The organism is Stenotrophomonas sp. CFBP 13725, from assembly GCF_014841935.1.
Lineage (GTDB): Bacteria > Pseudomonadota > Gammaproteobacteria > Xanthomonadales > Xanthomonadaceae > Stenotrophomonas.
In genome coordinates this window covers 1-24908 of the sequence record NZ_JACYUV010000003.1, presented here as the reverse complement: position 1 = coordinate 24908, position 24908 = coordinate 1, and the positions used below count along the sequence as shown (strand labels likewise).

Below are 24908 nucleotides of genomic sequence, written 5' to 3'. Positions count from 1 at the left end.
CCGTTGAGACGCTGTTACGCCCGGTTGCGTTGGTGACGCAGGCCTTCCACGCGGGACAGACCGGCCAGCACGCCGACGATGGACGCATAGAAGCTGGCGGTGATCTGGTGCGCGAACATCGACTGGGTCAGGCCGCACAACACGTAGCAGACCACGATCATCACGCCTGCGGCCGCCGGACCGCGGAAGGTCGCCCGCCCGCTGTGCCGATGCAGCCACAGGAACAGCCACAGCGGCACGCCGTAGACCGCCAGCAACAGCAGTGCGCCCAGGACACCCTGGGTTGCGCCCCACTCGGCCAGATCGTTGTGCGCGTGCCCAAGGTGGCAGCGCGGCTCGAGCGGATCGTCACGGCACACCGGCAGGCGCTGCATCGCGTTGTCGAAATGGCCAACGCCGACGCCGGTCAGCGGGTGGTCCAGGAACGTGTCCCACGCCACCTGCAACCGCTCCACGCGCGCCCCTGCGGAGGAATCCGCATCACCGCGTTCCAGCCGCTGCACATCACTGTGCAGCTCGGTCAGGCGCACCTGGTGGCGCAGCTCCGGCACACTCACCACTGCCACGACCGACAGGCCCAGCAGCGCCGCCAGGATCAGCAGGCGCCGCTGCAGCGATCCCCAGCGCAGGGTCAGCGCCATCACCAGGAACACGGCGAGCAGTGCCAACAGCGCCCCGCGGCTGCCGGTGAGCACCAGCGTGGCGCAGCCCAGCGCCGCCGCCGGCAGGCCCCACGCCCAGCCCCGCACGCCGTGCGGACGACAGAACAAGGCCAGCACCAGCAGCATCACCACCATGTCGGCGAGCACGATGGCATTGGTGAACAGGTCAGCACGCGGCGCCCCGCCCAACACCTGCCGCAGCGACAGCCCGAACACGAGCAGCAGGCCCACCACGGCACCGCGCCACAGCCAGCGCAGGCGCAGTTCCAGCGCGCACACCCACAACGCGATCCACGGCATCACGAAGAAACGCGAGCGGTTGTCCACATCGCGGAATCCATGCTCGAACAGCACGACCGACAGCAAACCGGCCGCCAGCACGGCCAGCATCAGCCAGGCCAGCACGCGGATGCTGCGCCCCGCATCGGCGCGGGCGCGCCACAACAGGTCCGGCACCATCACTGTGCTGACCAGCAGCAGCAACCCGAACGGCAGCAGGTTGGCCGGAGTGGAGACCACCAGCGCCGGCAACAGCAACAGCCCCAGGTGGCCGAGCCCCTGGGCGAAGCGCGCGCGCAGCGGCTGCGGCAACAGCGCACGAGGGGTGGAGGAATCGTAGGGCGGCAGGCTCACGGCAGGATCATCGGATCAGGTCGGCAACGGAAAGGGATACTGCACAGTGAACGCCCAACACGCGCTGTCCAGCAGTACCAGCGGTCAGCGCGGCGGCGTCAGCGGTCACCTTCACTCGTTGGCCTGCCGCGACTGCATGGCATGCTCGCGCACCAGCTCCTCGGCGGTCGCCTCGCAGGGCGCGGTCACCGCTTCGGCCCGCACCAGCCACCAACGACGCCGATTGGCGATACCGGCCAGCTCGGCTCGACTACGGTCCACGCAGGCCAGCAGGGCATCTTCCTGCACCAGCAGCCAGCGCGTGGCCGGTGCCTGCGCCTGCCACGCCACGCCTTCGCGCAACTGCAGGTCCCATTTGTTCTGGAAGCCGAACGTCGCGGCGGGTCGGTCGGCCATCAGCAGGTTCTGTTCTTTCCATGCCACCAGGCCCAGCTCGGCGTCGACACCGATGCGCTCACCGACACGGTGCATGAGGCCGCGTGCCGAACTGGAATCGTTCAGATGTGGGTAGCCGACCAGGCTGTACAGCACCCAGATCACCGTCAGCGCCGATACCACGCCGATGTGGGCGCGCGGCCGCTGCCATACCAGCAGGCTGGCCAGTGCCCAGCAGCCCATCGCTACCGCCGCCCAGGCCAGCGACGCGGTCACTGAACTGTCGATGCCGCGCGACCCCATCAGCTTCGTTTCAAAGCCCGGCTGGCCCGTCAGCATGGCAATGCCCGCGCCCAGCGTCAGCACGGCAAGCAGTGCGGTGAAGCCGGTCAGCATCCACTGCACGCTGCGCTTGCGCAGCAGGCCGGGCACCAGCGGTGCCAAGGCCAGGCAGAACATCGGCAGCGACGGCAGGATGTAGACATCGCGCTTGCCATCGGGAATGGAGAAGAACAGCACGATCAGCGCCCACCAGCCCAGCAGCACCAGATAACGGGGGTCGCGCCGACGCAGGCGCCGCCACCAGGCCGGGATCGCCCATGGCACCGCCAGGAACGCCGGAATCCACATCGAGGGCATCGTGGCGAGGAAGTACCACCATGGCTGGTGGTGGTCCCACGACTGCGAATACCGCTTGGCCGTCTGCCGGAACAGGATGTCGTCCATGTAGGCGCGGTACTCGGCCGAGCCGGTGGACAGCGCGGTGACCACCATCGGCACCAGCCACAGGGCGATCGCCAGCAGGAACACCAGCGGTGCCACCCAGAACTGCCAGCGGCGCACGCTCAGGCCCACGCCACGCCAGCCCCACACCGATGCCAGCGCGGCCGGCACGATCATCAGCAACGCGACCACGCCCACGCCCTTGGTGATCACCCCCAGGCCGGCGGCGAACCAGCCCAGCCACCACCAGCGCCACGCCGGCCCCAGCAACAGGTGCCGGATGAGGCCATAGTTGGCCAGGGTGATGAAAAACACGATCAACGGATCGATCTGTGCCTTCTTCGCCTGGAAAGTGAAGTGCAACGCGAACAGCAGGGTCCACGCGGCATACAGGCCGACCCGGCGGGTCCACAGCCGGCGCCCCAGGTCATGCACGCACCAGAGCGTGCCCAGCGCAGCCAGCAGGGACGGCAGCAGGAAGGCGATGCGCCAGTTGCCGATCAGCGAATACAGCGTGGCCTGCCACCACATCAGCATCGGCGGCTTGTCGGAGTACAGCTCCAGGCCGCGATGCGGGAACAGCCAGTCGCCGCTTTCCACCATCTGCCGCGCCACCAGCGCGAAACGCGGTTCGTCCGACGGCCACGGGTCGCGCAGGCCCAGGCCCGCACCGAGCACCAGCAGGGCCATGACGATCAACAACCAGGATTCGCGGGAAGCGCGTGTCTTCAGCATGGGCACGGCAGTGGTAAGGAAGGGATCAGGCGTTTTTTAGCAGACGCGCGTAGAAAAAGCCGTCGCCGCCATCATCACCCGGCAGCCGCTGGCGACCAACCCCTGCGCAGTCCATGCCGAACCCGTCATCGAGCGCGTCCGCAGTGGAATCTGCGTGCCACTTCAGGAAGGCCTGCACCTGATCCACGTTTTCGGCGCGCAGGATCGAGCACGTGGCATACACCAGCACGCCACCCGGGCGCAGCATCGTCCAGCACGCTTCAAGCAGGCGGGCCTGGATGCCGACCAGCACGTCGATGTCTTCGGCACGACGGTGGAACATCACATCCGGCTGGCGGCGGATGATGCCGGTCGCCGAACAGGGCGCATCCAACAGGATCGCGTCGAACGGCGTTCCGTCCCACCACGAACGCGGATCACTGGCATCGGCGGCACGCACCTGTGCTTCGGCGCCGACGCCGGTGCGGGTGAATGTGTCCTTGACCCGCGCCAGCCGACGCGCGTCGATATCCAGCGCCAACAGGCGCAGCGACGGATCGCGTTCAAGCAGGTGCGCCGACTTGCCACCCGGCGCGGCACAGGCATCCAACACCCGGGCGCCGGCAGGCGGGGCCAGCGCATCGGCCGCGCACTGGGCCGAAAGGTCCTGCACCGACAGTGCGCCTTCGGCAAAGCCGGGCAGCTGGTTGACCGGCGTGGACGCGGCCAGGCGCACGGCATCGGCGCTGACAGGACTGGGTTCGGCCTCGATGCCGACGGCGGCCAGCGCGGCCAGCGTCTGCGCACGGTCACCCTGCTGCCGGTTGACGCGCAGCCACAAGGGGGCCGGCTGCAGGCTGGCGGCGAAGATGGCATCGGCCTGGCCGGGCCAATCCGCTTCGATGCTGTCGGCCAGCCACGCGGGGAACGCATCGCGCGGCGGCTGCGGTGCAAAGCCTTCGCGCTGCGCACGGCGCAGGATCGCGTTGACCAGGCCGGCCTGGCGCCCACGGCCGAGTGCACGTGCCGCATCGACCGTGGCCGACAGCGCCGCGTGGGCGGGCAGCTCCAGCACATCCAGCTGGGCGAAGCCCACCATCAGCAGGGTGCGCAGGTCGGCATCGCGTGCGGACAGGGGCTTCTGCATCCAGCTTGCCAAGGCGGCATCGTAGGTGCTGCGACGACGCAGCACGGCGAAGCACAGCGCCTCCAGCAGCGCACGGTCGCGCGTGTCGGCCAGCTTGGGCAGCGCCCAGTTGAGCTCGGCCTTCAGTGAACGGCCACGGGTGAAGACCTGGGCCAGCACGCGCGCAGCGAGCATGCGCGTGGCAGCGCCCGGCGCGGCGTTGGACACAGACAGATCAGCTTGCTTGCTCACCGGCTCAGGCTCCCGCACGCAGGTCGCGTCGTGCGTTGAGGTAGTCGGCGGCGGTGATCGCCTTGCCGCCTTCGCGCTGCAGCACACGCAGTCGCAGCGCGCCGTGGCCGCACGCGATGTCGATGCCCTCGCGTGCAGCGGCGATCACCGTACCCGGGGCATGGCCGCCGTTGTCCTCCAGTGCGACCGCGCCGTGGATGCGCACGCGCTCACCCGCCAGCTGCGCTTCGGCGATGGGCCACGGATTGAACGCACGCACCGTGCGCGCCAATGCGTCGGCATCGGCCGTCCAGTCCAGCCGGGCTTCGGCCTTGTCCAGCTTGTGCGCATAGGTCACGCCTTCGGCCGGTTGCGGCTGCTTGACCGGGATCAGGCCGGCGCGCAGCAGGCCCAGGCCGTCGGACAGCACCTGCTCGCCCAGTGCGGCCAGCTTGTCGTGCAGCTGTCCGCCCGTGTCGGTGGGGCTGATCGGCAGCGCCTGCTGCAACAACACCGGGCCGGTATCCAGGCCCGCTTCCATCTGCATCAGGCAGACGCCGGTCTGTGCATCGCCGGCCTGGATGGCGCGCTGGATCGGCGCGGCACCGCGCCAGCGCGGCAGCAGCGAGGCATGCACGTTCCAACCGCCATGGGTCGGGATGGCGAGCACGGCCTTCGGCAGGATCAGCCCGTAAGCCACCACCACCATCAGATCCGGCTGCAGGTCACGCAGCTGCTGCTGGGCCGCCTCGTCCTTCAGCGATTCCGGCTGGTACACCGGAATCCCACGCGCCACCGCTTCCAGCTTCACCGGCGAAGGGGCCAGGCCACGGCCACGGCCGGCTGGACGGTCCGGCTGGGTGTAAACGGCCACCACTTCGTGATGGCGTGCAGCCGCGCGCAGCGACGACACCGCGAACTCCGGCGTACCGGCAAAGACAATCCTCATGGTCACCCCGTTATGCAGGTGGAAACCTGCAGGCAGAAAATGGGCGCCGATGTGCGGCGCCCCTGGGTCCGTCCGCGCACGCCACTGGCAGGCAGGCGGACAGTGGGCACCACCGCGGGTGGCGCCCCGTTGTTACGGTCAGGCGACGTGCCGGCGCTGCTTGGCCAGCTTCTTGCGCACCATCTCGCGCTTCAGCGGCGACAGATAGTCGATGAACAGCTTGCCGTCCAGGTGATCCATTTCGTGCTGCACGCAGACCGCCAGCAGACCCTCGGTGGTCAGCTCCTGCGGCTGGCCCTGGCGATCCAGGAAGCGCACGGTGATCTGGTTGGCGCGGGTGACGTCGGCAAAGATGCCGGGCACCGACAGGCAGCCTTCCTGATACACCTGGCCACCGTCGTGGGCGACGATCTCCGGGTTGATGAAGACCATCGGCTGGTTCTTCTCCTCGCTGACGTCGATCACCATGAAGCGCTGGTGCACGTCGACCTGGCTGGCGGCAAGGCCGATGCCCGGGGCGTCGTACATGGTGTCGAACATGTCCGACAGCAGGGTCTGGAAGGCCGGCGTGGTGACCTCGGCGGCATCGATCAACACGGCCTTGGTGCGCAGGCGCGGATCGGGGAACTCGAGAATGGGAAGCAGTGCCATGGCTGTAATCGTCTGGTGGGGGCCGGTCAACGCCGGGCTGCGTTGCAATTCTATCGCCAACGCTTGCCCTGCGCCCCGGTTTCTGGACTATAGTGCGGCAACCTGTTGGGGAATCAGGGCTGACCACTCTTATGTTGCTACGAATCCGCACGGTCGTCGCCGCGGCGATGTTGACCGTTGCCGCCTATGCTACCGCCGTTGAAATGAACGGGCACCCGACCACCTATGTCGTCCAGAAGGGCGACACGTTGTGGGATATCTCTGCGCGTTTCCTGAAAAAGCCTTGGCTTTGGCCGGAAATCTGGCAGGCGAACCCGCAGGTGGCGAACCCGCACCTGATCTATCCGGGCGATGTACTCAGCCTGGCGTACCTGGACCGCGTCGTCGCGAGCCAGCAGCCAGGGCCGCGCCAGGAGGCACCGATCACCGGCATTCCATTGTCGGAAGTCGAGCCGTTCCTGAAGCAGTTGAGCGTCGTCGATCGCATCGACAACCTGCCGCACGTCGCTGGACTGGAAGACAACCGTCTTCGGGCCACGGCCGGCCAGGTGGCCTATGTGAAGGGGCTGGACCAGGCCGCCGTGGGCCAGCGTTATGCGGTGGTGCGTCCCACCGTCCGCTATGCGCTGCCGAAGGCGACCGAGGACCTGACCGCCAATGGCCATGTCACGCCGGGCAGCGGGAACCTGTGGAAGGACTTCACCGTCCCGAACAAGCGTCCGCACCAGGTGCTGGGCTACGAGCTCGCCAAGGTCAACGTCGGCACCATCACCGCGGTGCCCTCCGGCCGCGTGGACGTGGCGACGCTGGCACTGCAGGGCAGTGGCGATGGCCGCGAAGTACGTGCCGGTGACCGCCTTGTGCCGGTGGAAGCCACACCGTACGACCTGCAGTTCTTCCCGCATGTGCCCGCTGCCGGCACCGAAGGGCTGGACGTGCGCGTACTGGCGGTTACGGACATGTTCCTGTCCGGCGGCCCGCGTGACGTGATCGCGCTGTCTGCCGGCCGCCTGCAGGGCGTGGACAACGGCACCGTGTTCTCGATGTGGCGCTTCGGCAGCCACGTGAAGGACCGGATGAAGGCGCCGAACTCGTCGCAGATGGACGATGCACGTGCCGATGGCAACAACCGCGTCAGCCTGCCGGACGAGTACGCGGCGCATGCGATGGTGTTCCGCACCTTCGACAACGTCAGCTACGCGCTGGTGATGGAAGGGATCAAGCCGGTGCAGCTGGGCTACAGCGCGCGCCACCCGGACGCCACGCAGTAACCGCTGCCGGATTCGTCCGACAGCAGATGCCAACGGCGCCCTAGGGCGCCGTTGTTGTTTCCGCGCCACGCTGCGGCCATGGACGAACACACCCCAGCCCTGCTCACCTTGATCCTGGCCGGGGGCAGCCTGGCCTCGCGGCGGGCCTTGGCCGCTGCCCGACCAACATTGGCTGCGGCATTGCACGCGGGCCCCGTCGCCTGGCGGCAGGCCGGCTGTTCGGCCGCCCAGCAGCAACACCTGGCCAGCCCCGATCACGCTGCCATCGAACGCGCCCTGCGATGGCTGCAGCAGCCGGGCCACCACTTGATCGCCGCCGACGATGATGGATTCCCGCCCCTGCTGCGCGCAGCACCGGAACCGCCCTTGGCGCTGTTCGTGGACGGCGACCCCAGCCATCTGTGGCATCCGGCCATCGCCGTGGTCGGCAGCCGCTCGCCGACACCGAGCGGCCGGGCGCTTGCGGCAGAGTTCAGCACGGCGTTCTCCCGTGCGGGACTGGCGGTGACCAGCGGCCTGGCGGCGGGCATCGACGCCGCCGCGCACCGTGCCGCGCTGGATAACGACGGCATCACCGTCGCCGTGGTGGGCAACGGGCCGGACCATGTCTTCCCCCTGCATCACCGCAGCCTGCAGGCTGCCGTCGCCAGCCGCGGTGCGGTGGCCAGCGAGTACCTGCCCGGCACCCCGGCGCGGCCCGCCTATTTCCCGGCCCGCAACCGGCTGGTCGCCGGGCTCAGCCTGGCCACGGTAGTCGTCGAAGCAGCAAACCGCTCCGGCGCGCTGATCACCGCCCGCCTGGCGGCAGAAGCCGGTCGCGAGGTCTGCGCCCTGCCCGGCTCGGTGCGCAATCCCCGCGCGGCCGGCTGCCATCGGCTGATCCGCGAGGGTGCCGCCTTGGTGGAGTCGGCGGATGAGGTCATGGCCCTGATCGCCCCCGCCTTGGCCGACGCCGTCCCCGACTTGCAAAGGCATCTGGCCACCCCCACTGAACAGGGACGGCGAGCCCGCCTTCCGCCCACACTGGCCTCCGACCCGGACTACCAGTGCTTGTGGAAACTGCTCGACCACGACCCAACCCCTGCCGATTCATTGATCACACAGTCCGGATTGACGGCCGCTCGGCTGTCCTCCATGCTGCTGGCCATGGAACTGGCGGGTATCGTGGTGTGCGAACACGGCCGCTACTGTCGAAACCCTGGTTTCCCAACCTCCACAGCGTCGATGACGCAGGCCGAGGGGCAATGAAAGAGAGCATTCTCGATGTACTGCTGTACCTGTTTGAACACTATTTCAGCGAAGACGCTGACCTCATCCGTGACCGCGATTCCCTGCAGAACGGCCTGATCCAGGCGGGCTTCAGCCCAGCCGAGACAGCCAAGGCGTTTGATTGGCTGGATGCCCTGGCCGCCCAGCGACCCGCCGTTTCGCATACCCGCGTCGACGGCCCGGTGCGCATCTATCACGGTCCAGAGCTCGACAAGCTGGACGTGGAGTGCCGGGGCTTCATCCTGTACCTGGAACAGCATGGCATCCTCGATGCGGACCAGCGCGAGCTGGTGCTTGATCGGGCGATGGCGCTGGACCAGGACGAATTGGATCTCGACGACCTGAAGTGGGTCGTGTTGATGGTGCTGTTCAATCAGCCAGGCTCGGAAGCCGCTTATGCGTGGATGGAAACCCAGATGTTCATGGACGAGCCAGAACCCCTTCACTGACCGTACACTGCACCCCTTGCGCATACAGGGGGCGTTCACGTGAGCGAGTGGTTCCACGCCGAGGGCAGTCGGCAGGTCGGCCCGGTTTCCAGTGAGGAAATCGGGTCGCTGTTCAGAGACAACCGTATTGGACTGGACACGCTGGTGTGGCGCGAGGGCTTGCCTGCGTGGCAGCCCCTGCGCAGCGTCGTGGCCGAACTCGGCCTGACGGCCGTACCACCTGCTCCGCTGCCCCCTCCCGTGCCACCGGCGCCTGATCCCACGATACCGCCACCGGTCTCGCCGGCGTCGATCGTGCCTGACAGCAGCCCGTACGCCGGGCCCGGCGTCAGCCGCGTACCGCCCATGGCCATGCAGCCTGCGAAGAAAGGGCTGTCCGGCTGCGCTTTGACGGCCATCATCGGCGGCGCCGCCTTGCTGGTGGTGGTGCCGGTGTGTGCGATTCTCGCGGCCATCGCGCTGCCTGCCTACAACGACTACACGATCCGCGCCAAGGTGGCGCAGTCGATTGCCACGTTGCAGCCGCTGAAGGCGCAGGTACAGGAGTTCCACCAGATCCACAGCCGCTGCCCGAGCAGCAGCGACCCCGGCTTCCCGGCGCACGACGCGTTCACGGCACAGGGGCTGTCCAGCGTGCAGCTGGGCCAGTTCGAGAACGCGCATTGCGGCATCGAAGCGACGCTGGACGTGGGCAAGCCCCAACTCGACGGCGACCTGCTGTGGCTCGAATACAGCCCGGCTGATTCCGCCTGGGAATGCAGCAGCGACACGACCGATAAATACCTTCCCGTGAACTGCCGCGGCTGATGCCGGCGCAGGGGAAAACCCTTTTCACCAACACGATTTGACAGGGAAAAACGATGAGCGAGTGGTATTACGCCGAAGGCCAGCAGCGCCAGGGTCCGGTGCCGGACACCGAAATACGCCAGTTGTTCCAGCGCAGCCAGATCACCCTGGACACGCTGGTCTGGCGCGAAGGCATGGGCCAATGGGCGGAACTGCGCAGCGTGGTCGATGAGCTGCAGCTGCAGTCACTGGCGGCCGTTGCGGCCGAACCTGCGACCGGCTTCAACCTGCGCGGCGACTACGCGGCCATCGACAACGGCACCGCGCCGCTGCCGGGCACCGGGCCGCTCAGCGCCTCGCCCTACAGCGCCCCTGCTTCGGACGTCGGCTTTGCCGGTGCGATGCCGGTACACGGCGCCGAAGTGGTCTACGCCGGCTTCTGGAAGCGCCTCGCGGCCTACCTGATCGACTATGTGATCCTGACCGCGTCTTCCATGGCGATCGGTGCCATCGTCGGCCTGGGCATCGGCGGTGCGGCCAGCCTGGCGGGCGGCGGATCGACCACTGCCGGGGTGATGAGCCAGGTGATCGGCGCGCTGATCGGCTTCGGCATCAGCCTGGCCTACTACGCGTGGTTCCACGCTTCCAGCGGCGGCGCCACGCCGGGCAAGATGGCCATCGGCATCAAGGTCGTGCGCAGCGACGGCGACCGCATCACCATGGCGCGTTCGATCGGCCGCTACTTCGCGACCCTGCTGAGCAGCCTCACCCTGCTGATCGGCTACCTGCTGGCGGCGTTCACCGAGCGCAAGCAGGCCCTGCACGACATGATCTGCGACACCGTAGTCGTCGACAAATGGGCCTTCACCGACCAGCCGCAGCGCCAGCGCCACGAGCTGGGCGCGGTCACCATCGTCATCCTGATCCTGGGCGGCATCCTGACCGCTGGCGTGATGGTGGCCATGGTGGTGGCCATCGGCGCGATCGCCAAAATGGCCGGTTGAGCCGGCGGCGGGACGTGTCCAGCGCTTGACAGAGCGCTCACGGCATGATTCCTCTAATAAGGAGAAAGCTGAACGCCCGGCTCACCCCCGGGCGTTCAGTTTATGTATCTCGACACCGCCGCTTCACTAATGCGGCCATTTGCTCCACCCTAGCGGCCCTCACCCCTGCCGTGCGCACAGAACCCGACCCTCATGCCCAAGCACCTGCTCATCGTCGAATCGCCCGCCAAGGCCAAGACGATCAACAAATACCTCGGCAAGGACTTCACCGTCCTGGCCTCGTATGGGCATGTGCGTGACCTGATACCGAAGGAAGGCGCGGTCGACCCGGACAACAACTTCGCGATGCGTTACGACGTGATCGAGAAGAACGAGAAGCATGTCGAAGCCATCGCCAAAGCCGCAAAGGGCGCCGATGACATCTTTCTGGCGACCGATCCGGATCGCGAGGGTGAAGCCATCAGCTGGCACATCGCCGAGATCCTGCGCGAACGCGGCCTGGTCGGCGACAAGCCGATGCAGCGCGTGGTCTTCACCGAGATCACCCCGCGCGCCATCAAGGAGGCGATGAACCACCCACGCGCCATCGCTGCCGACCTGGTCGATGCGCAGCAGGCCCGTCGCGCACTGGATTACCTGGTGGGCTTCAACCTGTCGCCGGTGTTGTGGCGCAAGGTGCAGCGCGGTCTGTCCGCCGGCCGCGTGCAGAGCCCCGCGCTGCGCATGATCGTGGAGCGTGAAGAAGAGATCGAAGCCTTCATCGCCCGCGAGTACTGGTCCATCGCCGCCGCGTGCGCACACCCGTCGCAGCCCTTCAGCGCCAAGCTGATCAAGCTCGATGGGCAGAAGTTCGAGCAGTTCACCGTCACCGACGGCGACACCGCCGAGGCGGCGCGCCTGCGTATCCAGCAGGCCGCACAGGGCAGTCTGCATGTCACCGACGTGGTCAGCAAAGAGCGCAAGCGCCGCCCGGCGCCGCCGTTCACCACCTCCACCCTGCAGCAGGAAGCCTCGCGCAAACTGGGCTTCACCACGCGCAAGACCATGCAGGTCGCGCAGAAACTGTATGAAGGCGTGGCGATCGGTGACGAAGGGACGGTCGGCCTGATCTCGTACATGCGTACCGACTCGGTGAACCTGTCGCAGGACGCGCTGGCGGAAATCCGCGACGTGATCGCCCGCGACTTCGGCATCGCCTCGCTGCCGGACCAGCCCAATACCTACCAGACCAAATCCAAGAACGCCCAGGAAGCGCATGAGGCCGTACGTCCGACCTCCGCGCTGCGCACGCCGGCACAGGTGGCGCGCTACCTCACCGACGACGAGCGCAAGCTGTACGAGCTGATCTGGAAGCGGTCGGTGGCGTGCCAGATGATCCCGGCCACGCTTAACACCGTCAGCGTGGACCTGTCGGCCGGCAGCGAGCATGTGTTCCGCGCCAGCGGCACCACCGTCGTGGTGGCCGGCTTCCTGGCCGTGTACGAAGAAGGCAAGGACACCAAGAGCGCCGACGACGAGGACGAGGGCCGCAAGCTGCCGTTGATGAAGCCCGGCGACCGCGTGCCACTGGACCGCATCAGCGCCGACCAGCACTTCACCCAGCCGCCGCCGCGCTTCACCGAAGCGGCGCTGGTGAAGGCACTGGAAGAATATGGCATCGGTCGCCCGTCGACCTACGCCTCGATCATCCAGACCCTGCAGTTCCGCAAATACGTGGAGATGGAAGGCCGCAGCTTCCGCCCGTCCGACGTGGGGCGTGCAGTGTCCAAGTTCCTGTCCAGCCACTTCACCCAGTACGTGGACTACGACTTCACCGCCAAGCTTGAAGATGAGCTTGATGCCGTGTCGCGTGGCGAGGAAGACTGGATCCCGTTGATGGCCCGCTTCTGGGACCCGTTCAACAAGCTGGTGCAGGAAAAGAACGAATCGGTGGACCGCGCCGAGGCCAGTGGCGCGCGCGAGCTCGGCACGGATCCGAAGACCGGCAAGCCGGTCAGCGTGCGGCTGGGCCGTTTCGGGCCCTACGCGGCAATCGGCAGCACCGCCGAGGACGCCGAAGACAAGCCGAAGTTCGCCTCGCTGCGTCCCGGCCAGTCGATGCACACCATCCGCCTGGAAGACGCGCTGGAGCTGTTCCTGATGCCGCGTGCGCTGGGCCAGGACAAGGGCGAGGACGTCAGCGTGGGCATCGGCCGCTTCGGTCCGTTCGCCAAGCGCGGCAGCGTCTACGCCTCGCTGAAGAAAGAAGATGATCCCTACACCATCGACCTGGATCGGGCCGTCTTCCTGATTGAAGAAAAAGAAGAGATCGCGCGCAACCGGATCATCAAGGAATTCGATGGCAGCGAAATCCAGGTACTGAACGGCCGGTTCGGCCCGTACCTGAGCGATGGCAAGATGAACGGCAAGATCCCGAAGGATCGGGAGCCCGCCTCGCTGACGTTGGCCGAAGCACAGCAGTTCATGGAAGAAACCGGCAAGCCGGTGCGCAAGGGCTTCGGCAAGAAGGCGGCCAAGAAGACCGTGAAGAAGGAGGCCGCGCCCAAGAAGGTGGCCGCCAAGAAGATCGCGGTGAAGAAGACCACCAAGAAAGCCACCAAGAAGACCGCCAAGAAAGCGGTGAAAAAGGTTGCCAAAAAGGCGGCGGCGAAGAAGACCGCGGGCTGACACGGGGGCGTTGGCGCCGCGCACTGCGCGGCAGATCGACGTCTGCGTGGCGCACTCGCCGGGCTGGGCCGGGCGCTATCCGTTTGTGCTGCACAGGCGGATACTGGCGGTATGAAAGAACTCACCCTGCTGACCGCCGTTGCCCGCCTGAGTGCAGGGGGCGTGATCGCGTATCCCACTGAAGCCGTGTGGGGACTGGGCTGCGACCCGGGCCACCAGATGGCTGTGCATTCCCTGCTGAAGCTGAAACAGCGCCCGGTGGAAAAGGGGATGATCCTGGTCGCCGCCGATCTGCATCAACTGCAGGGATGGGCGCGCCTGGATGCGCTTCCCGATGAACGACAGCGCGAAGTCCTGGCCAGCTGGCCGGGCGCGAATACCTGGATACTGCCTGCCGGTCCGCGTGCGCCCAAGTGGGTGACCGGCGATCACAGCGGGTTGGCGGTGCGCATCAGTGCGCATCCGCTGGTTGCCGCGTTGTGCCGCGCCTGGGGTGGGCCGCTGGTATCCACCAGCGCCAATCTGGCCGGAGAGCCACCGGCGCGCACCCGCGACGAACTGGATCCGCGCCTGCTGTCGCTGCTGGACGGCGTACTGGACGGGGATACCGGTGGACTGGCGCAGCCCACCCCCATCCGCGATGCATTGAGCGGCAACGTCCTGCGCTCATGATGTGGGCCGACGGCCGCGGTGGTTGACGGCCAGCGGCCGTCACTACTGGCGCCGGGTGCGGTGATACCGCACGATGTGGGCATGCGCCTGCCCCCTGCCCTGTTGTTGTCCCTGCTGCCCCTATGGGCCTACGCCGTGCCTGTTGCGTCCGCTGAAAACGTGCGGATCTACCGGTGTGTCGGCAGCACGGGCGCGGTGACCCTGCAGGACAGCCCGTGTACCAGCGGTCGGCAGGAAGTCCGGGACATGCAGCGGCCGCAGGATCCGCCCCCCCGTAGCGCCAGTACGGCCGACGTCGCCACGCCGGCGGCACCGTCCACCCAAGCGCCGCGCGAGATCCGCCATGTCTACATCCAGCCGCCACAGCCCATGTACGAATGCGTGACTGAAGAAGGCCGGCGCTACATCAGCGACAACAACGAAGGCAATCCACGCTGGGTGCCACTGTGGACCACCGGCTGGATCCCGGGCGGCGGCGGTCACCGCCCCTGGCAGGGCGGTCCCGGCCTGCCCCCCGTACGTGCGGAAGGACAGGGAATCGCCGGCGGTCATTACCCGCCGTCGCACGGCATCGGTCACAGCGTCAGTTTCCCTGCCGGCAACATCCTCGTGCGTGACACCTGCAACGCGCTGCCACCGCGCGAGGTCTGTTCCCGCCTGCGCGACCAGCGCTGGGACCTGGATCGTCGCTATAACAGCGCCCTGCAGAGCGAGCGCCAGGACATCAGCCGCGAGCAGCGCGGCATCGACGCACGCCTGGACCAGGATTGCGGTCGCTACTGAGCCACGCCGCTACAATCAGCGGATGAAACTCCTGACGTCCGTAGTGCTGTTGATGGCGCTGTCGCTCACCGCATCGGCCGACGATGCCGTGGTGTTCCGCTGCACGGACGCCGACGGCGCAGTGAACGTGCAGGACACCCCCTGCCCCGCTGGCACCGCGCAGATCATCCAACGTCGTGGGGCATCGGCAACGTCGACCGCCAGCACCGCGCTGGGCGACCCGGCGCCCGTGGCGGCCGGCGTGCTCGACAGCGACCTGCTGCCGACCCTGCAGGCCGCCCCCGCGACAGGCGATGGCAACGACGCCATCCTGGACAGCGATGTGTTCCGCGCGCGCGCAGCGGCGGCAGCGGCCAACACCGACCAACCGCCGAAACCCCCGTTGCCGGAGATCTACCAGTGCGTGGGCAAGGACGGCAACCAGTACCTGCATGAGCTTGAACCTGCACCGCCGCGCTGCGCGCCGCTGGCACTGACGGGTCTGGGCGGCAGCCTCGCGCCGGGCAATGCCGAGAGCTGCGAGGTGCAGCGGGATACCTGCACCGCCTTGGTCGAAGACCAGCGCTGTGGCGCGTGGCAACAGCGCCTGCGCGACGCGCGCGGTCGCGAGCGCTTCGTCCTGGCCGAAGGACAAACCGCCGCCACCGCCGAACGCGAACGGCTGCAGGCTGTACTTGAAGCCAGCGATTGCGCGGTGCCCTGAGATCAGGGATCGACCCTCCCGGGTCGGCGACGCCACTGCCCCGCGATGATGCCGCTCAGAACCCGTAACGCAGGAAGCCACCGTCGACTGCGATGCATTCGCCGGTGACATAGCTGGCTGCCGGCAGGCACAGGAATCCAACAGCCGACGCCACCTCTTCCGGCTCGCCGATACGCCGCATCGGCGTGCGGTCGATCACCTGCTCGTAGTAATCCGGATCCGCCAGCGCACCCGACGTGCGTCGCGTGCGGATGTACCACGGCGCCACGGCATTCACCCGGATGCCATCTTCGGCCCACTCCACCGCCAGGTTGCGGGTCATCTGGTGCATCGCCGCCTTGGTCATGCCATAGACCGCCCCGCTACGTACATGGGTCAGGCCGGACACGCTTCCCACGTTGACGATGGCCGATGCGGCATGGCGTGCCAGCAGCGGATGCGCGTAGCGCGACAGTTCGAACGCGGAAAAGAGATTGGTCTCGAAGATGTTGCGCCACTCGTCTTCGGTGTAGTCGATCGCTGGACGGGTGATGTTGCCGCCTGCGTTGTTGACCAGGATATGCAACCCGTCTGCATGATCTTCCACCCAGTCGAGGATCTCGCGTCGGTCTTCGTCATCGGATACGTCTGCAGCGAGCGCATGGATCGCCTGCGCGGGATATTCATCGGCCAGGTCGTCGCGCGCGCTTTCCAGCATGTCGAGATCGCGCCCCACGATCATCACGTCGGCACCAAAGCCGAGCAGTTCGCGGGCGATCGCCAGCCCGATGCCGGCACTTGCGCCGGTGATGAGTGCGGTCTGTCCATCCAGCCGCCAACGCTGCCCAGTCACGTCTGTATCTCCTGCCGGGCCATGCCCGTGTAACGATGACGCAAGCATAGCGCCGCTGCCCCCGTCACGGCAGTCGGCCCTCTGCGTGGCACACTCCGCACTTCACCGTCCGGGAGATCCGCGCATGCCTGTCTTGAAGATCACCGCCGCTGCCATGGCGATGTTGATGCTCGCCGCCTGCCAACGGCCGCCGGTGCCAGCGCAGGACAAACCGCCGGAACCGAAGGCACTCACACGCAGCGTGCAGGCCCCGTTGGAGAAGGCACGCGGCGTGCAGCAGACAGTGGATGACGCAGAAAAAGAACGGCGCGCCCAGGAAGAGCGCGCCGAACAATGATCAGACGGTAGAGCCGACGGGTAGAGCCGACGGTAGAGCCGACTTCAGTCGGCTGGTGTACCGCGAGCGATGAGGGAAGCCGACTAAAGTCGGCTCTACCCCGTCGGCTGGTGTGCCGCGAGCGGTGAGGAAAGCCGACTGAAGTCGGCTCTACCCCCATCGGCGCGACCCCCATCGGGTGTCTCAGAAGCCGCAGAAGCAGTACGCCAGCGCCTTCACCGGGGTGCCCTTGCCCTGCTCGCGCGCGGCGTCTTCGACGAAGCGCAGCTGGGTATTCACTTCCGGCATCGTGCGCGCCAGCACCATCCGGCCCACGCCGGATTCGGCCAGCATCCAGCCACCGGCATGGGTGCCGGCGAAGCTGCTGACGAACTGCGCAAACGGCGTGGCCGCCTTTTCGATGTAACGCACGCGGTACTTGTCGTCGGCGCCGAGCTTGGCCCGGCCCGCTGCATCGGCCACTGCATCCTTCAAGCCACCAAACGCGTCGACCAGACCGCGTTCCTTGGCCTGCGCGCCGGACCAGACGCGGCCACGTGCCACTTCGTCCACGGCTTCCACCGGCTTCTTGCGCGCATCGGCCACACGACCGGTGAAGTCGGCATATCCCTTGTTGATCACCGACTGGATCACCTGGCCTACGGCCGGATCCAGCGGCTTGGTCATGTCGAACGCGCCGGCGAAGCGGGTCGTACCCACGCCATCGGTGTGCACGCCGATCTTGTCCAGCGCGCGGGCCACGTTCGGCACCATGCCGAAGATGCCGATCGAGCCGGTGATGGTCGATGCATCGGCATAGATGCGGTCAGCGTTCATGCTGATCCAGTAACCGCCCGATGCCGCCAGGTCGCCCATCGACACCACCACCGGCTTGCCGGCAGCCTGCAGTGCGACGACTTCGCGACGGATCTGCTCGGACGCGAACACTTCGCCACCCGGCGAATCCACGCGCAGCACCACGGCCTTTACGTTGTCGTCGTCGCGCGCTTCGCGCAGCAGCGCGGAGGTCGATTCGCCGCCGATGCGACCGGCCGGCAGATCGCCGCCGCTGATCTCACCGGCCGCGACCACCACCGCTACCTGCGGACGGGAATCCACCGGGCTGCGGCGTGCGTCCAGCTGGCCCAGATAGGCGCCCAGGTTGACGTTGCGGAAGCCGCCGTCTGCATCGCCGTCGGCAACGCCGCGCTCGATCATCAGGTCTTCGAACTCTTCGCGGGTCTTCAGCGCGGTGACCAGCTTCTGCTGGAGCGCGAACTTGGCGAGATCACCACCGGCGGCGGCGACGCCTTCCGGCAACGTATCGATGCCAGCGGCCAGCTGCGCCGGATCCAGGCGACGGGCCTTGGCGATATCGCCGAGGTAGCGCTGCCACACATCGTTCATCCAGTACAGGTCGGCTTCCTTGGCCTGCGGGGATGCGGCGTCGAGCACGTAGGGCTCGGCGGCGGACTTGTATTCGCCAACCTTGAACAGGTGCACATCCACGCCCAGCTTGTCCTGCAGGCCGGTGCGGAAGTACTGGCGGTAGCGACCCAGGCCTTCCAGCAGCACCGCGCCCATCGGATCCAGGTATACCTCGTCGGCCTGCGCGGCCAGCAGGTACTGCGACTGGCCCATGCTCTCGCTGTAGGCCACGATCTGCTTGCCCGACGCGCGCAGCTGCTGCAGCGAGGCGGCCACTTCACGCAGCGACGCGAAGCCGGACGGCTGCAGCTTGTCCAGCTCCAGCACGACACGCTCGATCTTTTTGTCGTCGCGTGCCGCGTCGATCGCGCGGATCAGGTCGCGCAGCTGGATTTCCTCGGCATTGGTATCGCCCATTGCCTTGGCGAAGGCACGGCTGACCGGGTCGGTACTGAACTGCTCCACCAGGCGGCCTTCCGGCGCGATGACCAGCGTGGTGCGGTCCTGCAGCGACTTGCTGGCGCCTGCACCCATGCCGGCGGCCACGACCAGCGCGACCAGAATGAAGAACAACAGGCCGAAGAACAGCACGTTGAGGATCAGCCGGCGGGTGAAGTTCATCACGTCCCACAGCCCGACGAAGAAGGCGGCGATAGGATTGCGACGCGCCGGGGGCAGCGGTGGCACGGTTTGGTTCATGGGGTGCTCCGGTTGGCATCTTGCCGAGGAATTTGCGGGATCAGCATAACGGGTGTGGTTGTCCGCAGCATCGGACACAAGTAAGGGGGTCTGCGTGAGGAACGTGGGCGCAGCGAGCGTTCAGGCCGGCAGCGACTGCCCCACCCGGGCGCCACTGCGGTGCAGGCGCCACCCCATCAGGATGGCCGCCGCCGTCAGCCCGACAATCAGGCCGATCCACATGCCCTGCGGGCCCATGCCCAGCCACAACCCAAGCCCGGCGCCGAGCGGCATGCCCAAGCCCCAGTACGCGAACATGGCAATGAACATCGGCACGCGCGTGTCCTTCAAGCCACGCAACGCACCGGCGGACAACACCTGGATGCCATCCGGGAACTGGAAGGCCGCGGCGTACAGCAGCAACGTCGACGCCAGCCCGGCGACGGCAAGGTCATTGGTGTACACACCGACGATGGCGTCATGGCCAAGCAGCAGGGCCAACGCGGACACGGTCTGCGTGCCCATGATGATCGCGTAGCCCGCCCAGGCCGCGCGGCGCACGCCGTGGCCGTCACCGCGCCCGACCGAATGGCCGACACGTACGGTGGTGGCTTCGGCCACGCCCATCGGAATCATGAAGCACAGCTGGGCCACGTTGATGGCGATCTGGTGCGCTGCCGCTTCGTTGGCGCCGAGTCGTCCGATCAGCAGCGCGGTGACGATGAACAGTCCACCCTCCATCAGCACGGTGATACCGATCGGCAGGCCGGTACGCAGCAGCTCCCAGATGGCGCGCCAGCGTGGGCCCTCGAAATGGCTGAAAAGCTGCAGGTGCTCGAAGCGCTTGGTCTTCCACAGGTAGGTGCCGAAGCAGAGCGCCTGCAGCCACATCATCACCGCCGAGGCGATGCCCAGCCCTTCCGCGCCCAGCTCCGGGAAGCCCAGCTTGCCGTTGGCCAGCACATAGCCCATCGGGGCCAGCACCAGCAGCCCGCCGAAGCCGATCAGCATGGTCGGCAGCGTCCAATGCATGCCCTCGCTGAGATAGCGCATGCAGAAGTACAGCGTCAGGGCCGGGCCACCCCAGCGCACCGCGTGCAGGAACGCGGTGGCCCCTGGCACGATCTCCGGCGCGATGCCGAATGCCGGCAGCAGCGGTGGCACCACGCTGAGGAACGTGAACATGATCAGTCCCAGCCCGAGCGCCAGCCACAGGGCCTGGCGGAACAGCGGGCCGATCTCACGCTCGCGGCCGGCTCCGTGCAGCTGGGAAACCGACGCGGTGAGCGAGATCAGGGTTCCGATCGGGATCAGCATCGGCAGCCACAGCAGGGCCGTGCCGATGGTGACCGCAGCGAGCGTATGGGTGCCATGGTGGCCGGCGATCACGTTGTCGACGAACGAGATCAATCCGGTGGACACGTGGCCGAGGACAAGCGGCAGCGCGAGGATGCCGGTGGCGCGCACTTCCTGGCTGAAGCGCGGGGCGGGGGATGCGATGGACATGGATGCGGCGGAGGTCGCCAACTGCGGCTGCGCGCGAAGGGCACAGGCACCGGGTTGCGGGGCGCCATCTTACCTGTTCTTCAGCGATCTGGAGCCAGCCGGCTGAAGCCGGCTCTACCAGAAAACGGACAGACCGCTTGCGCCGAGCCATGCTCGGCGAGCGCAGCGGCCGCGCGATGAAGGCGCTGCTTACCGGCCTACCTGGCGGGTCAGCCAGGCGTCGCGCTGTGCGGGGGCGACCGCCAGGAATTCGCTGCGCACGGCGTCGCGCTGTTGTGGCGGCGTGCGCTGTGCCACCAGCGTCAATTGCGACACCTGGGCGGGAGTCAGCTGCCGCAGCATGGCCAGCGTCGCGTCGCGCTGATCTTCCGGCACATACCCGAACATGCCCTGCAGCCGACCAAAGTGCTCACCCAGCAAGGGGCCAAGCCGCCACCCATCGCGGAAGGCCTGGTCCTGTGCAGTGAAGCTGTCCCGCAGTGCCTGCTGGCGCGCCGGCGGCAACGCCGAGAACTGGCCGGCCGCCTGCCGTACGCGTTGCCGTTCCGATTCGCTCATTGATCGCCACGCGGCGTAGTCACTGCGACGCTGACGCTTCTGCTCGGGGCTGAGCTGGTCCCAGGCCGGGAGCGCGGGCGCGGGCGTGACCGGGACGCCGGCGGGGCCGCTCGATGACGAAAGCGGCAGCACATTGCGGTCCGGCGCGGCCTGCGCTGCGGTCGACATCATCATCCCAACCAGCAGCAGCCCCCCGACCGACTTATTCATCGGCCGCGGCCGTTTCAAGCCCAGCAGCCACCGGCTCCGGACGGGTCGGTTTTGCCTGCGATTCGTCCACCGGCAGCGGGCCACCCGCGGCTGACCAGGCATGCAGGTCCGCGTCGGCAAGCAGCGGGAAATCGGGGTCGGCCAGCATCGCGGCATCTTCGGTGGCCATCGGGTCGGTGCCGGCGGGGGCCACCTTGGGCGCATCCGTGTCCAGCGCCTCCACCTTCACCGGCCCGGCGTCGCCCACGGCACCCTCCGGCACGATCGCGGGGGCGTCCGGGGTACGGCCCTGCCACGCGCGCCAGCCGAGTCCGGCCACCAGCAGCACCAGTACAGTGGCCAGCAGGATCGCCGGGCCACGCCAGCGGCGCTGCTGCGAGGGCCGACGACGCGGCGGCACCGGCGTGCTGCGCTGCTCGTTGGCCGGCGCGCGCCAGCTCTTCGACGATGCCTCCTTCTTGCCTCCCGCCACCGGTTGCTGCAGCTCTTTCAGCCGCTGCGCTGGCAGCTCCCGGATGCGCTGCTGCACCTCTTCGGCCAGGACCCGCCAGCCGTGGGCGTCGGGCTGCCCACCCGCGTCGCGGGGACAGGCGGCGGCAAGCGCTTCCTGATAACCATCCACGTCCGTGTCCAACAGCCGTGCGGCGGTATCTTCATCCAGGCCTGCGCCGATGCGCAGCAGCAGTGCCAAGCGGACCAGCGGGTCGAGTTCACCCAGATGGGCCACCCCGCCGTCCCAGCGGCCGGTGGGCGTGTCACGCAGGGCCTGGCGGGCCGCCAGCAGCGCCCAGAAGCGCGGCGGCCACTGTGCCATGGGCAGGTCGCTGGCCACGGCGGCGAAGGCCCGCATGACCGCCACGAGGGCTTGCTCGGCCCGCGCGGGGTCGCCGGTCTGCAGCTCAGCGACGACCAGCGCCCGGCGCTCGACGCCTCGAAGGAATGCCGACAGTGCACCGGCCGCAGTGGGGGAAACAGGGGCGGACGCAGCCGTCATCGGGTACTCCAGGAATTCACGCGGAATGATAACGGGTCGTCACTGGTGCCGCCGAGGGCTTGCGCGTTTGCGGGGATCGTGCTGCAGGTTGTGCACAGCGTCATGGACCGTCATGTTCGCTGATGCCAAAACGCAGCCCGGCTCATGTTTCCACGGCATTTTACATTCATCACGTTGATTTTAAAGACAAATATTGTGTGGCTATTTTTTGACCAAGAGAACAATGCGGCTGTCGGCATCGGGACTTGGCGCGTTACACCGCCGCTAACACACAGACTTATCCACAGAAGATGTGGATAACCCTGAATATCCAATGGAGTCTTATATTTAGCTCGTGTTTAGGCTGTCTTCACTGAAGTGTGAGATCGCTGAACCCGGGTCGCGAGTCGGCTGAACCGGCCGCTACACTGAGTGCATGGTCGCTCTGTCACCCACCCTGCGCGTTGCCCTCCCCGTCCCGCTGCCGCAGTTGTTCGACTATCTGCCGCCCGATGGCGCGGCCGCGGGCGACGTCGTGGGTTGCCGCATCAGGGTGCCGTTCGGGCCCCGCGAACTGGTGGGGGTCGTGGCCGGACACGGTACGGCCGAAGAGGGCGCCTCCCTGCGTCAGGCCATCGCATGGCTGGACCCGCAGCCGGTGCTGCAGGGCGAGCTGTGGCAGAGCCTGCAATGGCTTGCCCGCTACACCCATGCCCCGTTGGGCGAGGTGCTGTCGATGGCCCTGCCCGGGCCGCTGCGCCATGGCGAACCAATGCCGGACACCCATCACTGGGGCTGGCAGCTCACGCAGGCCGGGCGCGATCAGCGTGATGGCCTGCGCGCAGGCAGCCGGCCGCGGCAGCTGGCCGAACTGCTGGCCGACGCGATCGTTGACGAGGACGTGATCGGTGCGCGGATGGAGGACTGGCGCCCCGCCGCACGCAGTCTGGGCAAGCGCGGCCTGGCCGAACGTGTCGCGCTGAGCGTGGCGCCGATGCAGGCCAGCCCGCTGGGCGGCCCGACGCTGAATCCGGATCAAGCGGCGGCCGTCGAGGCCATCACCACCTCAACGGGATTCGTGCCTTTCCTGTTGGACGGGGTGACCGGCAGCGGCAAGACCGAGGTCTACCTGCAGGCCATCATCCAGTGTCTGGCACAGGGTCGGCAGGCGCTGGTGCTGGTGCCGGAGATCGGCCTCACCCCACAGACCCTCGCGCGCTTCCGCGGTCGCCTCGGCATCGCGGTGCACGCGTATCACTCGGGGTTGAACGACAACGAGCGCGCGCGCGTCTGGGCGGCCGCAGCGCGCGGCGAGGCACGGGTGATCGTCGGCACGCGCTCGGCGATCTTCATGCCGTTGCCCGAGGCGGGCCTGCTGATCGTCGACGAAGAACATGACAACAGCTACAAGCAGCAGGACGGCATCCGCTACCACGCGCGTGATTTCGCCCTGGTCCGCGGCAAGGCGCTGGCCGTACCGGTTGTGCTGGGCAGCGCGACCCCGGCCCTGGAATCCCTGCACAACGCACACGCTGGCCGCTTCACGCATCTTCGGCTGAAGCAACGCGCCGGCGAGGCGCGGCCGCCGCGCGTGCGCATCCTGGATGTGCGCAAGCGCCCGCTGCGCGATGGCCTGTCGCCGCAGGTGCTGGAGGGCATCGCCGAACACCTGCGCAATGGCCAGCAGGTGCTGGTGTTCAAGAACCGCCGTGGCTACGCGCCGGTGCTGCTGTGCCACGACTGCGGGTGGACCGCACCCTGCCAGCGCTGCGATGCGCCCATGACCGTGCACGGTGCCGGCCGCCGCCTGCAATGCCATCACTGCGGTGCCCGCCAAGCGGCGCCGCTGGCCTGCCCCGCCTGCGCCAGCCTGGCCCTCCAGCCACAGGGCATCGGTACCGAACGACTGGAAGAACACCTGCTGCAGGCGTTCCCGGACGTGCCGGTGCTGCGCATTGATCGCAGCACCACCTCGCGCCGCGACGCGCTGGAGCAGCAACTGGCCACGCTGGGCGACCAGCCCGGCATCCTGGTCGGCACGCAGATCCTGGCCAAGGGCCACGACCTGCCCAAGCTGACCCTGGTGGTGGTGGTCGGCATCGATGAAGGCCTGTTTTCGTCGGACTTCCGCGCCACCGAGAAGCTGGCCCAGCAGTTGATCCAGGTGGCAGGTCGCGCCGGCCGCGCGCGCGATCCCGGTGAAGTCTGGCTGCAGACCCACCATCCGGGCCATCCGCTGCTGGAAACCCTGGTGAACGGCGGCTACCACCCGTTCGCGGCGGCCGAACTGACCCAGCGCCACGCGGCGGGCTTTCCCCCGTTTGCCCATCTCGCCCTGCTACGGGCCGAAGCCCAGCAGGTCGAGCAGGCCAACGCGTTCCTGCTGGCTGCGCGCGGCCTGCTGGGCGAGCAACCGCATCTGGAAGCATTCGGCCCGATGCCCGCGCCCATGCCCCGGCGTGCGGGATACCAGCGCACGCAACTGCTGCTGTCCAGCGCACAACGGCCGCTGCTGCACGCCGTGCTGGACCACGTCGCCCCGTTGCTGCACGGCCTGCCGGAAGCACGCAAAGTGCGCTGGTCGCTGGATGTGGATCCGATGGACCTGTACTGAGCGCGTCAGGGAACGGGGTGGACGGGTATCGCCCGCAGGTATCGTCGGCCGGTAGAGCCGACCGGTAGAGCCGACTTCAGTCGGCTGCATTTGGCGAGATCCCACCGCAGCCGACCGGTAGAGCC

21 protein-coding genes are annotated in these 24908 nt (G+C 67.6%); 11 read left to right on the top strand and 10 right to left on the bottom strand.

Features of this window, described 5'->3' with window-relative positions; all coding sequences use genetic code 11:
- Positions 1-14: 14 nt before the first annotated feature.
- From IFT65_RS05985 to def, 5 genes are all read right to left on the bottom strand, one after another.
- On the bottom strand, positions 15-1256 hold the full coding sequence (locus IFT65_RS05985; protein WP_249405084.1) for an O-antigen ligase: 1242 nt from the start codon (positions 1254-1256) through the stop codon (positions 15-17).
- A 150-nt stretch (positions 1257-1406) separates the two neighbouring features.
- Entirely contained in the window at positions 1407-3128 is a 1722-nt protein-coding gene (locus tag IFT65_RS05980; protein ID WP_192080761.1) for a glycosyltransferase family 39 protein, read from the bottom strand.
- 25 nt (positions 3129-3153) lie between these two features.
- Positions 3154-4485 (bottom strand): 16S rRNA (cytosine(967)-C(5))-methyltransferase RsmB, encoded by a 1332-nt coding sequence (gene rsmB / locus IFT65_RS05975; protein ID WP_192080760.1) that lies wholly within the window; start codon positions 4483-4485, stop codon positions 3154-3156.
- Between the two features lie 4 nt (positions 4486-4489).
- A complete protein-coding gene (gene fmt / locus IFT65_RS05970; RefSeq protein ID WP_192080759.1) occupies positions 4490-5413 on the bottom strand; it encodes a methionyl-tRNA formyltransferase in 924 nt (307 codons plus the stop codon).
- Positions 5414-5551: 138 nt separating this feature from the next.
- On the bottom strand, positions 5552-6064 hold the full coding sequence (gene def / locus IFT65_RS05965) for a peptide deformylase (RefSeq protein ID WP_188325131.1): 513 nt from the start codon (positions 6062-6064) through the stop codon (positions 5552-5554).
- Between the two features lie 131 nt (positions 6065-6195).
- On the opposite strand from def, the gene IFT65_RS05960 reads away from it, so the two are divergent.
- From IFT65_RS05960 to IFT65_RS05920, 9 genes are all read left to right on the top strand, one after another.
- Positions 6196-7335: a LysM peptidoglycan-binding domain-containing protein gene (locus IFT65_RS05960; RefSeq protein WP_188325132.1), complete on the top strand. Its 1140-nt coding sequence runs from the start codon at positions 6196-6198 to the stop codon at positions 7333-7335.
- Between the two features lie 78 nt (positions 7336-7413).
- Positions 7414-8583: a DNA-processing protein DprA gene (gene dprA, locus IFT65_RS05955; protein ID WP_192080758.1), complete on the top strand. Its 1170-nt coding sequence runs from the start codon at positions 7414-7416 to the stop codon at positions 8581-8583.
- Entirely contained in the window at positions 8580-9053 is a 474-nt protein-coding gene (locus tag IFT65_RS05950) for a DUF494 family protein (protein WP_188325134.1), read from the top strand. The genes dprA and IFT65_RS05950 overlap by 4 nt, the downstream gene beginning before the upstream one ends.
- Before the next feature lie 39 nt (positions 9054-9092).
- The gene (locus IFT65_RS18910) at positions 9093-9860 is read left to right on the top strand and encodes a pilin (RefSeq protein ID WP_192080757.1); all 768 of its coding nucleotides are present in this window, start codon (positions 9093-9095) and stop codon (positions 9858-9860) included.
- 53 nt (positions 9861-9913) lie between these two features.
- Entirely contained in the window at positions 9914-10843 is a 930-nt protein-coding gene (locus IFT65_RS05940) for an RDD family protein (RefSeq protein WP_192080756.1), read from the top strand.
- Positions 10844-11035: 192 nt separating this feature from the next.
- Positions 11036-13510 carry a DNA topoisomerase I gene (locus IFT65_RS05935; protein WP_188325137.1) on the top strand — a complete coding sequence of 825 codons (2475 nt, stop codon included), beginning with the start codon at positions 11036-11038 and terminating at the stop codon, positions 13508-13510.
- Positions 13511-13621: 111 nt separating this feature from the next.
- Complete coding sequence (locus tag IFT65_RS05930) at positions 13622-14182, top strand: Sua5/YciO/YrdC/YwlC family protein (protein ID WP_192080755.1); 561 nt, start codon at positions 13622-13624, stop codon at positions 14180-14182.
- Positions 14183-14263: 81 nt separating this feature from the next.
- Positions 14264-14965: a DUF4124 domain-containing protein gene (locus IFT65_RS05925; protein ID WP_249405068.1), complete on the top strand. Its 702-nt coding sequence runs from the start codon at positions 14264-14266 to the stop codon at positions 14963-14965.
- Positions 14966-14987: 22 nt separating this feature from the next.
- Positions 14988-15668, top strand: a complete 681-nt coding sequence (locus IFT65_RS05920; protein WP_192080754.1) for a DUF4124 domain-containing protein — start codon at positions 14988-14990, stop codon at positions 15666-15668.
- 55 nt (positions 15669-15723) lie between these two features.
- Here the strand turns inward: IFT65_RS05920 and IFT65_RS05915 are convergent, their stop codons facing one another.
- Complete coding sequence (locus tag IFT65_RS05915) at positions 15724-16500, bottom strand: SDR family oxidoreductase (RefSeq protein WP_192080753.1); 777 nt, start codon at positions 16498-16500, stop codon at positions 15724-15726.
- 124 nt (positions 16501-16624) lie between these two features.
- Between IFT65_RS05915 and IFT65_RS05910 the strand changes: the two genes are divergently transcribed.
- On the top strand, positions 16625-16837 hold the full coding sequence (locus tag IFT65_RS05910; RefSeq protein ID WP_188325141.1) for a hypothetical protein: 213 nt from the start codon (positions 16625-16627) through the stop codon (positions 16835-16837).
- 183 nt (positions 16838-17020) lie between these two features.
- On the opposite strand, the gene sppA is transcribed toward IFT65_RS05910, so the two are convergent.
- The 4 genes from sppA to IFT65_RS05890 all read right to left on the bottom strand — a co-directional run bounded on the left by sppA (position 17021) and on the right by IFT65_RS05890 (position 22190).
- Positions 17021-18943, bottom strand: coding sequence for a signal peptide peptidase SppA (gene sppA / locus IFT65_RS05905; protein WP_188325142.1), 1923 nt, complete (start codon positions 18941-18943; stop codon positions 17021-17023).
- Positions 18944-19063: 120 nt separating this feature from the next.
- Complete coding sequence (locus IFT65_RS05900; protein WP_192080752.1) at positions 19064-20428, bottom strand: MATE family efflux transporter; 1365 nt, start codon at positions 20426-20428, stop codon at positions 19064-19066.
- Between the two features lie 189 nt (positions 20429-20617).
- Positions 20618-21196: a DUF3106 domain-containing protein gene (locus IFT65_RS05895; protein ID WP_192080751.1), complete on the bottom strand. Its 579-nt coding sequence runs from the start codon at positions 21194-21196 to the stop codon at positions 20618-20620.
- Positions 21189-22190: a hypothetical protein gene (locus IFT65_RS05890; protein WP_192080750.1), complete on the bottom strand. Its 1002-nt coding sequence runs from the start codon at positions 22188-22190 to the stop codon at positions 21189-21191. The genes IFT65_RS05895 and IFT65_RS05890 overlap by 8 nt, the downstream gene beginning before the upstream one ends.
- Positions 22191-22605: 415 nt before the next feature.
- Between IFT65_RS05890 and IFT65_RS05885 the strand changes: the two genes are divergently transcribed.
- Positions 22606-24783, top strand: a complete 2178-nt coding sequence (locus IFT65_RS05885; protein WP_192080749.1) for a primosomal protein N' — start codon at positions 22606-22608, stop codon at positions 24781-24783.
- Positions 24784-24908: the final 125 nt, after the last annotated feature.

Coding starts and splice junctions, on each gene's coding strand:
- IFT65_RS05925 (WP_249405068.1), top strand. CDS start 14,264: ATGCGCCTGCCCCCTGCCCTGTTGTTGTCCCTGCTGCCCCTATGGGCC.
- fmt (WP_192080759.1), bottom strand. CDS start 5,413: ATGAGGATTGTCTTTGCCGGTACGCCGGAGTTCGCGGTGTCGTCGCTG.
- sppA (WP_188325142.1), bottom strand. CDS start 18,943: ATGAACCAAACCGTGCCACCGCTGCCCCCGGCGCGTCGCAATCCTATC.
- IFT65_RS05940 (WP_192080756.1), top strand. CDS start 9,914: ATGAGCGAGTGGTATTACGCCGAAGGCCAGCAGCGCCAGGGTCCGGTG.
- IFT65_RS05930 (WP_192080755.1), top strand. CDS start 13,622: ATGAAAGAACTCACCCTGCTGACCGCCGTTGCCCGCCTGAGTGCAGGG.
- IFT65_RS05920 (WP_192080754.1), top strand. CDS start 14,988: ATGAAACTCCTGACGTCCGTAGTGCTGTTGATGGCGCTGTCGCTCACC.
- IFT65_RS05900 (WP_192080752.1), bottom strand. CDS start 20,428: ATGTCCATCGCATCCCCCGCCCCGCGCTTCAGCCAGGAAGTGCGCGCC.
- IFT65_RS05935 (WP_188325137.1), top strand. CDS start 11,036: ATGCCCAAGCACCTGCTCATCGTCGAATCGCCCGCCAAGGCCAAGACG.
- IFT65_RS05950 (WP_188325134.1), top strand. CDS start 8,580: ATGAAAGAGAGCATTCTCGATGTACTGCTGTACCTGTTTGAACACTAT.
- dprA (WP_192080758.1), top strand. CDS start 7,414: ATGGACGAACACACCCCAGCCCTGCTCACCTTGATCCTGGCCGGGGGC.
- IFT65_RS05910 (WP_188325141.1), top strand. CDS start 16,625: ATGCCTGTCTTGAAGATCACCGCCGCTGCCATGGCGATGTTGATGCTC.
- IFT65_RS05980 (WP_192080761.1), bottom strand. CDS start 3,128: ATGCTGAAGACACGCGCTTCCCGCGAATCCTGGTTGTTGATCGTCATG.
- IFT65_RS05885 (WP_192080749.1), top strand. CDS start 22,606: ATGGTCGCTCTGTCACCCACCCTGCGCGTTGCCCTCCCCGTCCCGCTG.
- def (WP_188325131.1), bottom strand. CDS start 6,064: ATGGCACTGCTTCCCATTCTCGAGTTCCCCGATCCGCGCCTGCGCACC.
- IFT65_RS05890 (WP_192080750.1), bottom strand. CDS start 22,190: ATGACGGCTGCGTCCGCCCCTGTTTCCCCCACTGCGGCCGGTGCACTG.
- IFT65_RS05895 (WP_192080751.1), bottom strand. CDS start 21,196: ATGAATAAGTCGGTCGGGGGGCTGCTGCTGGTTGGGATGATGATGTCG.
- IFT65_RS05960 (WP_188325132.1), top strand. CDS start 6,196: ATGTTGCTACGAATCCGCACGGTCGTCGCCGCGGCGATGTTGACCGTT.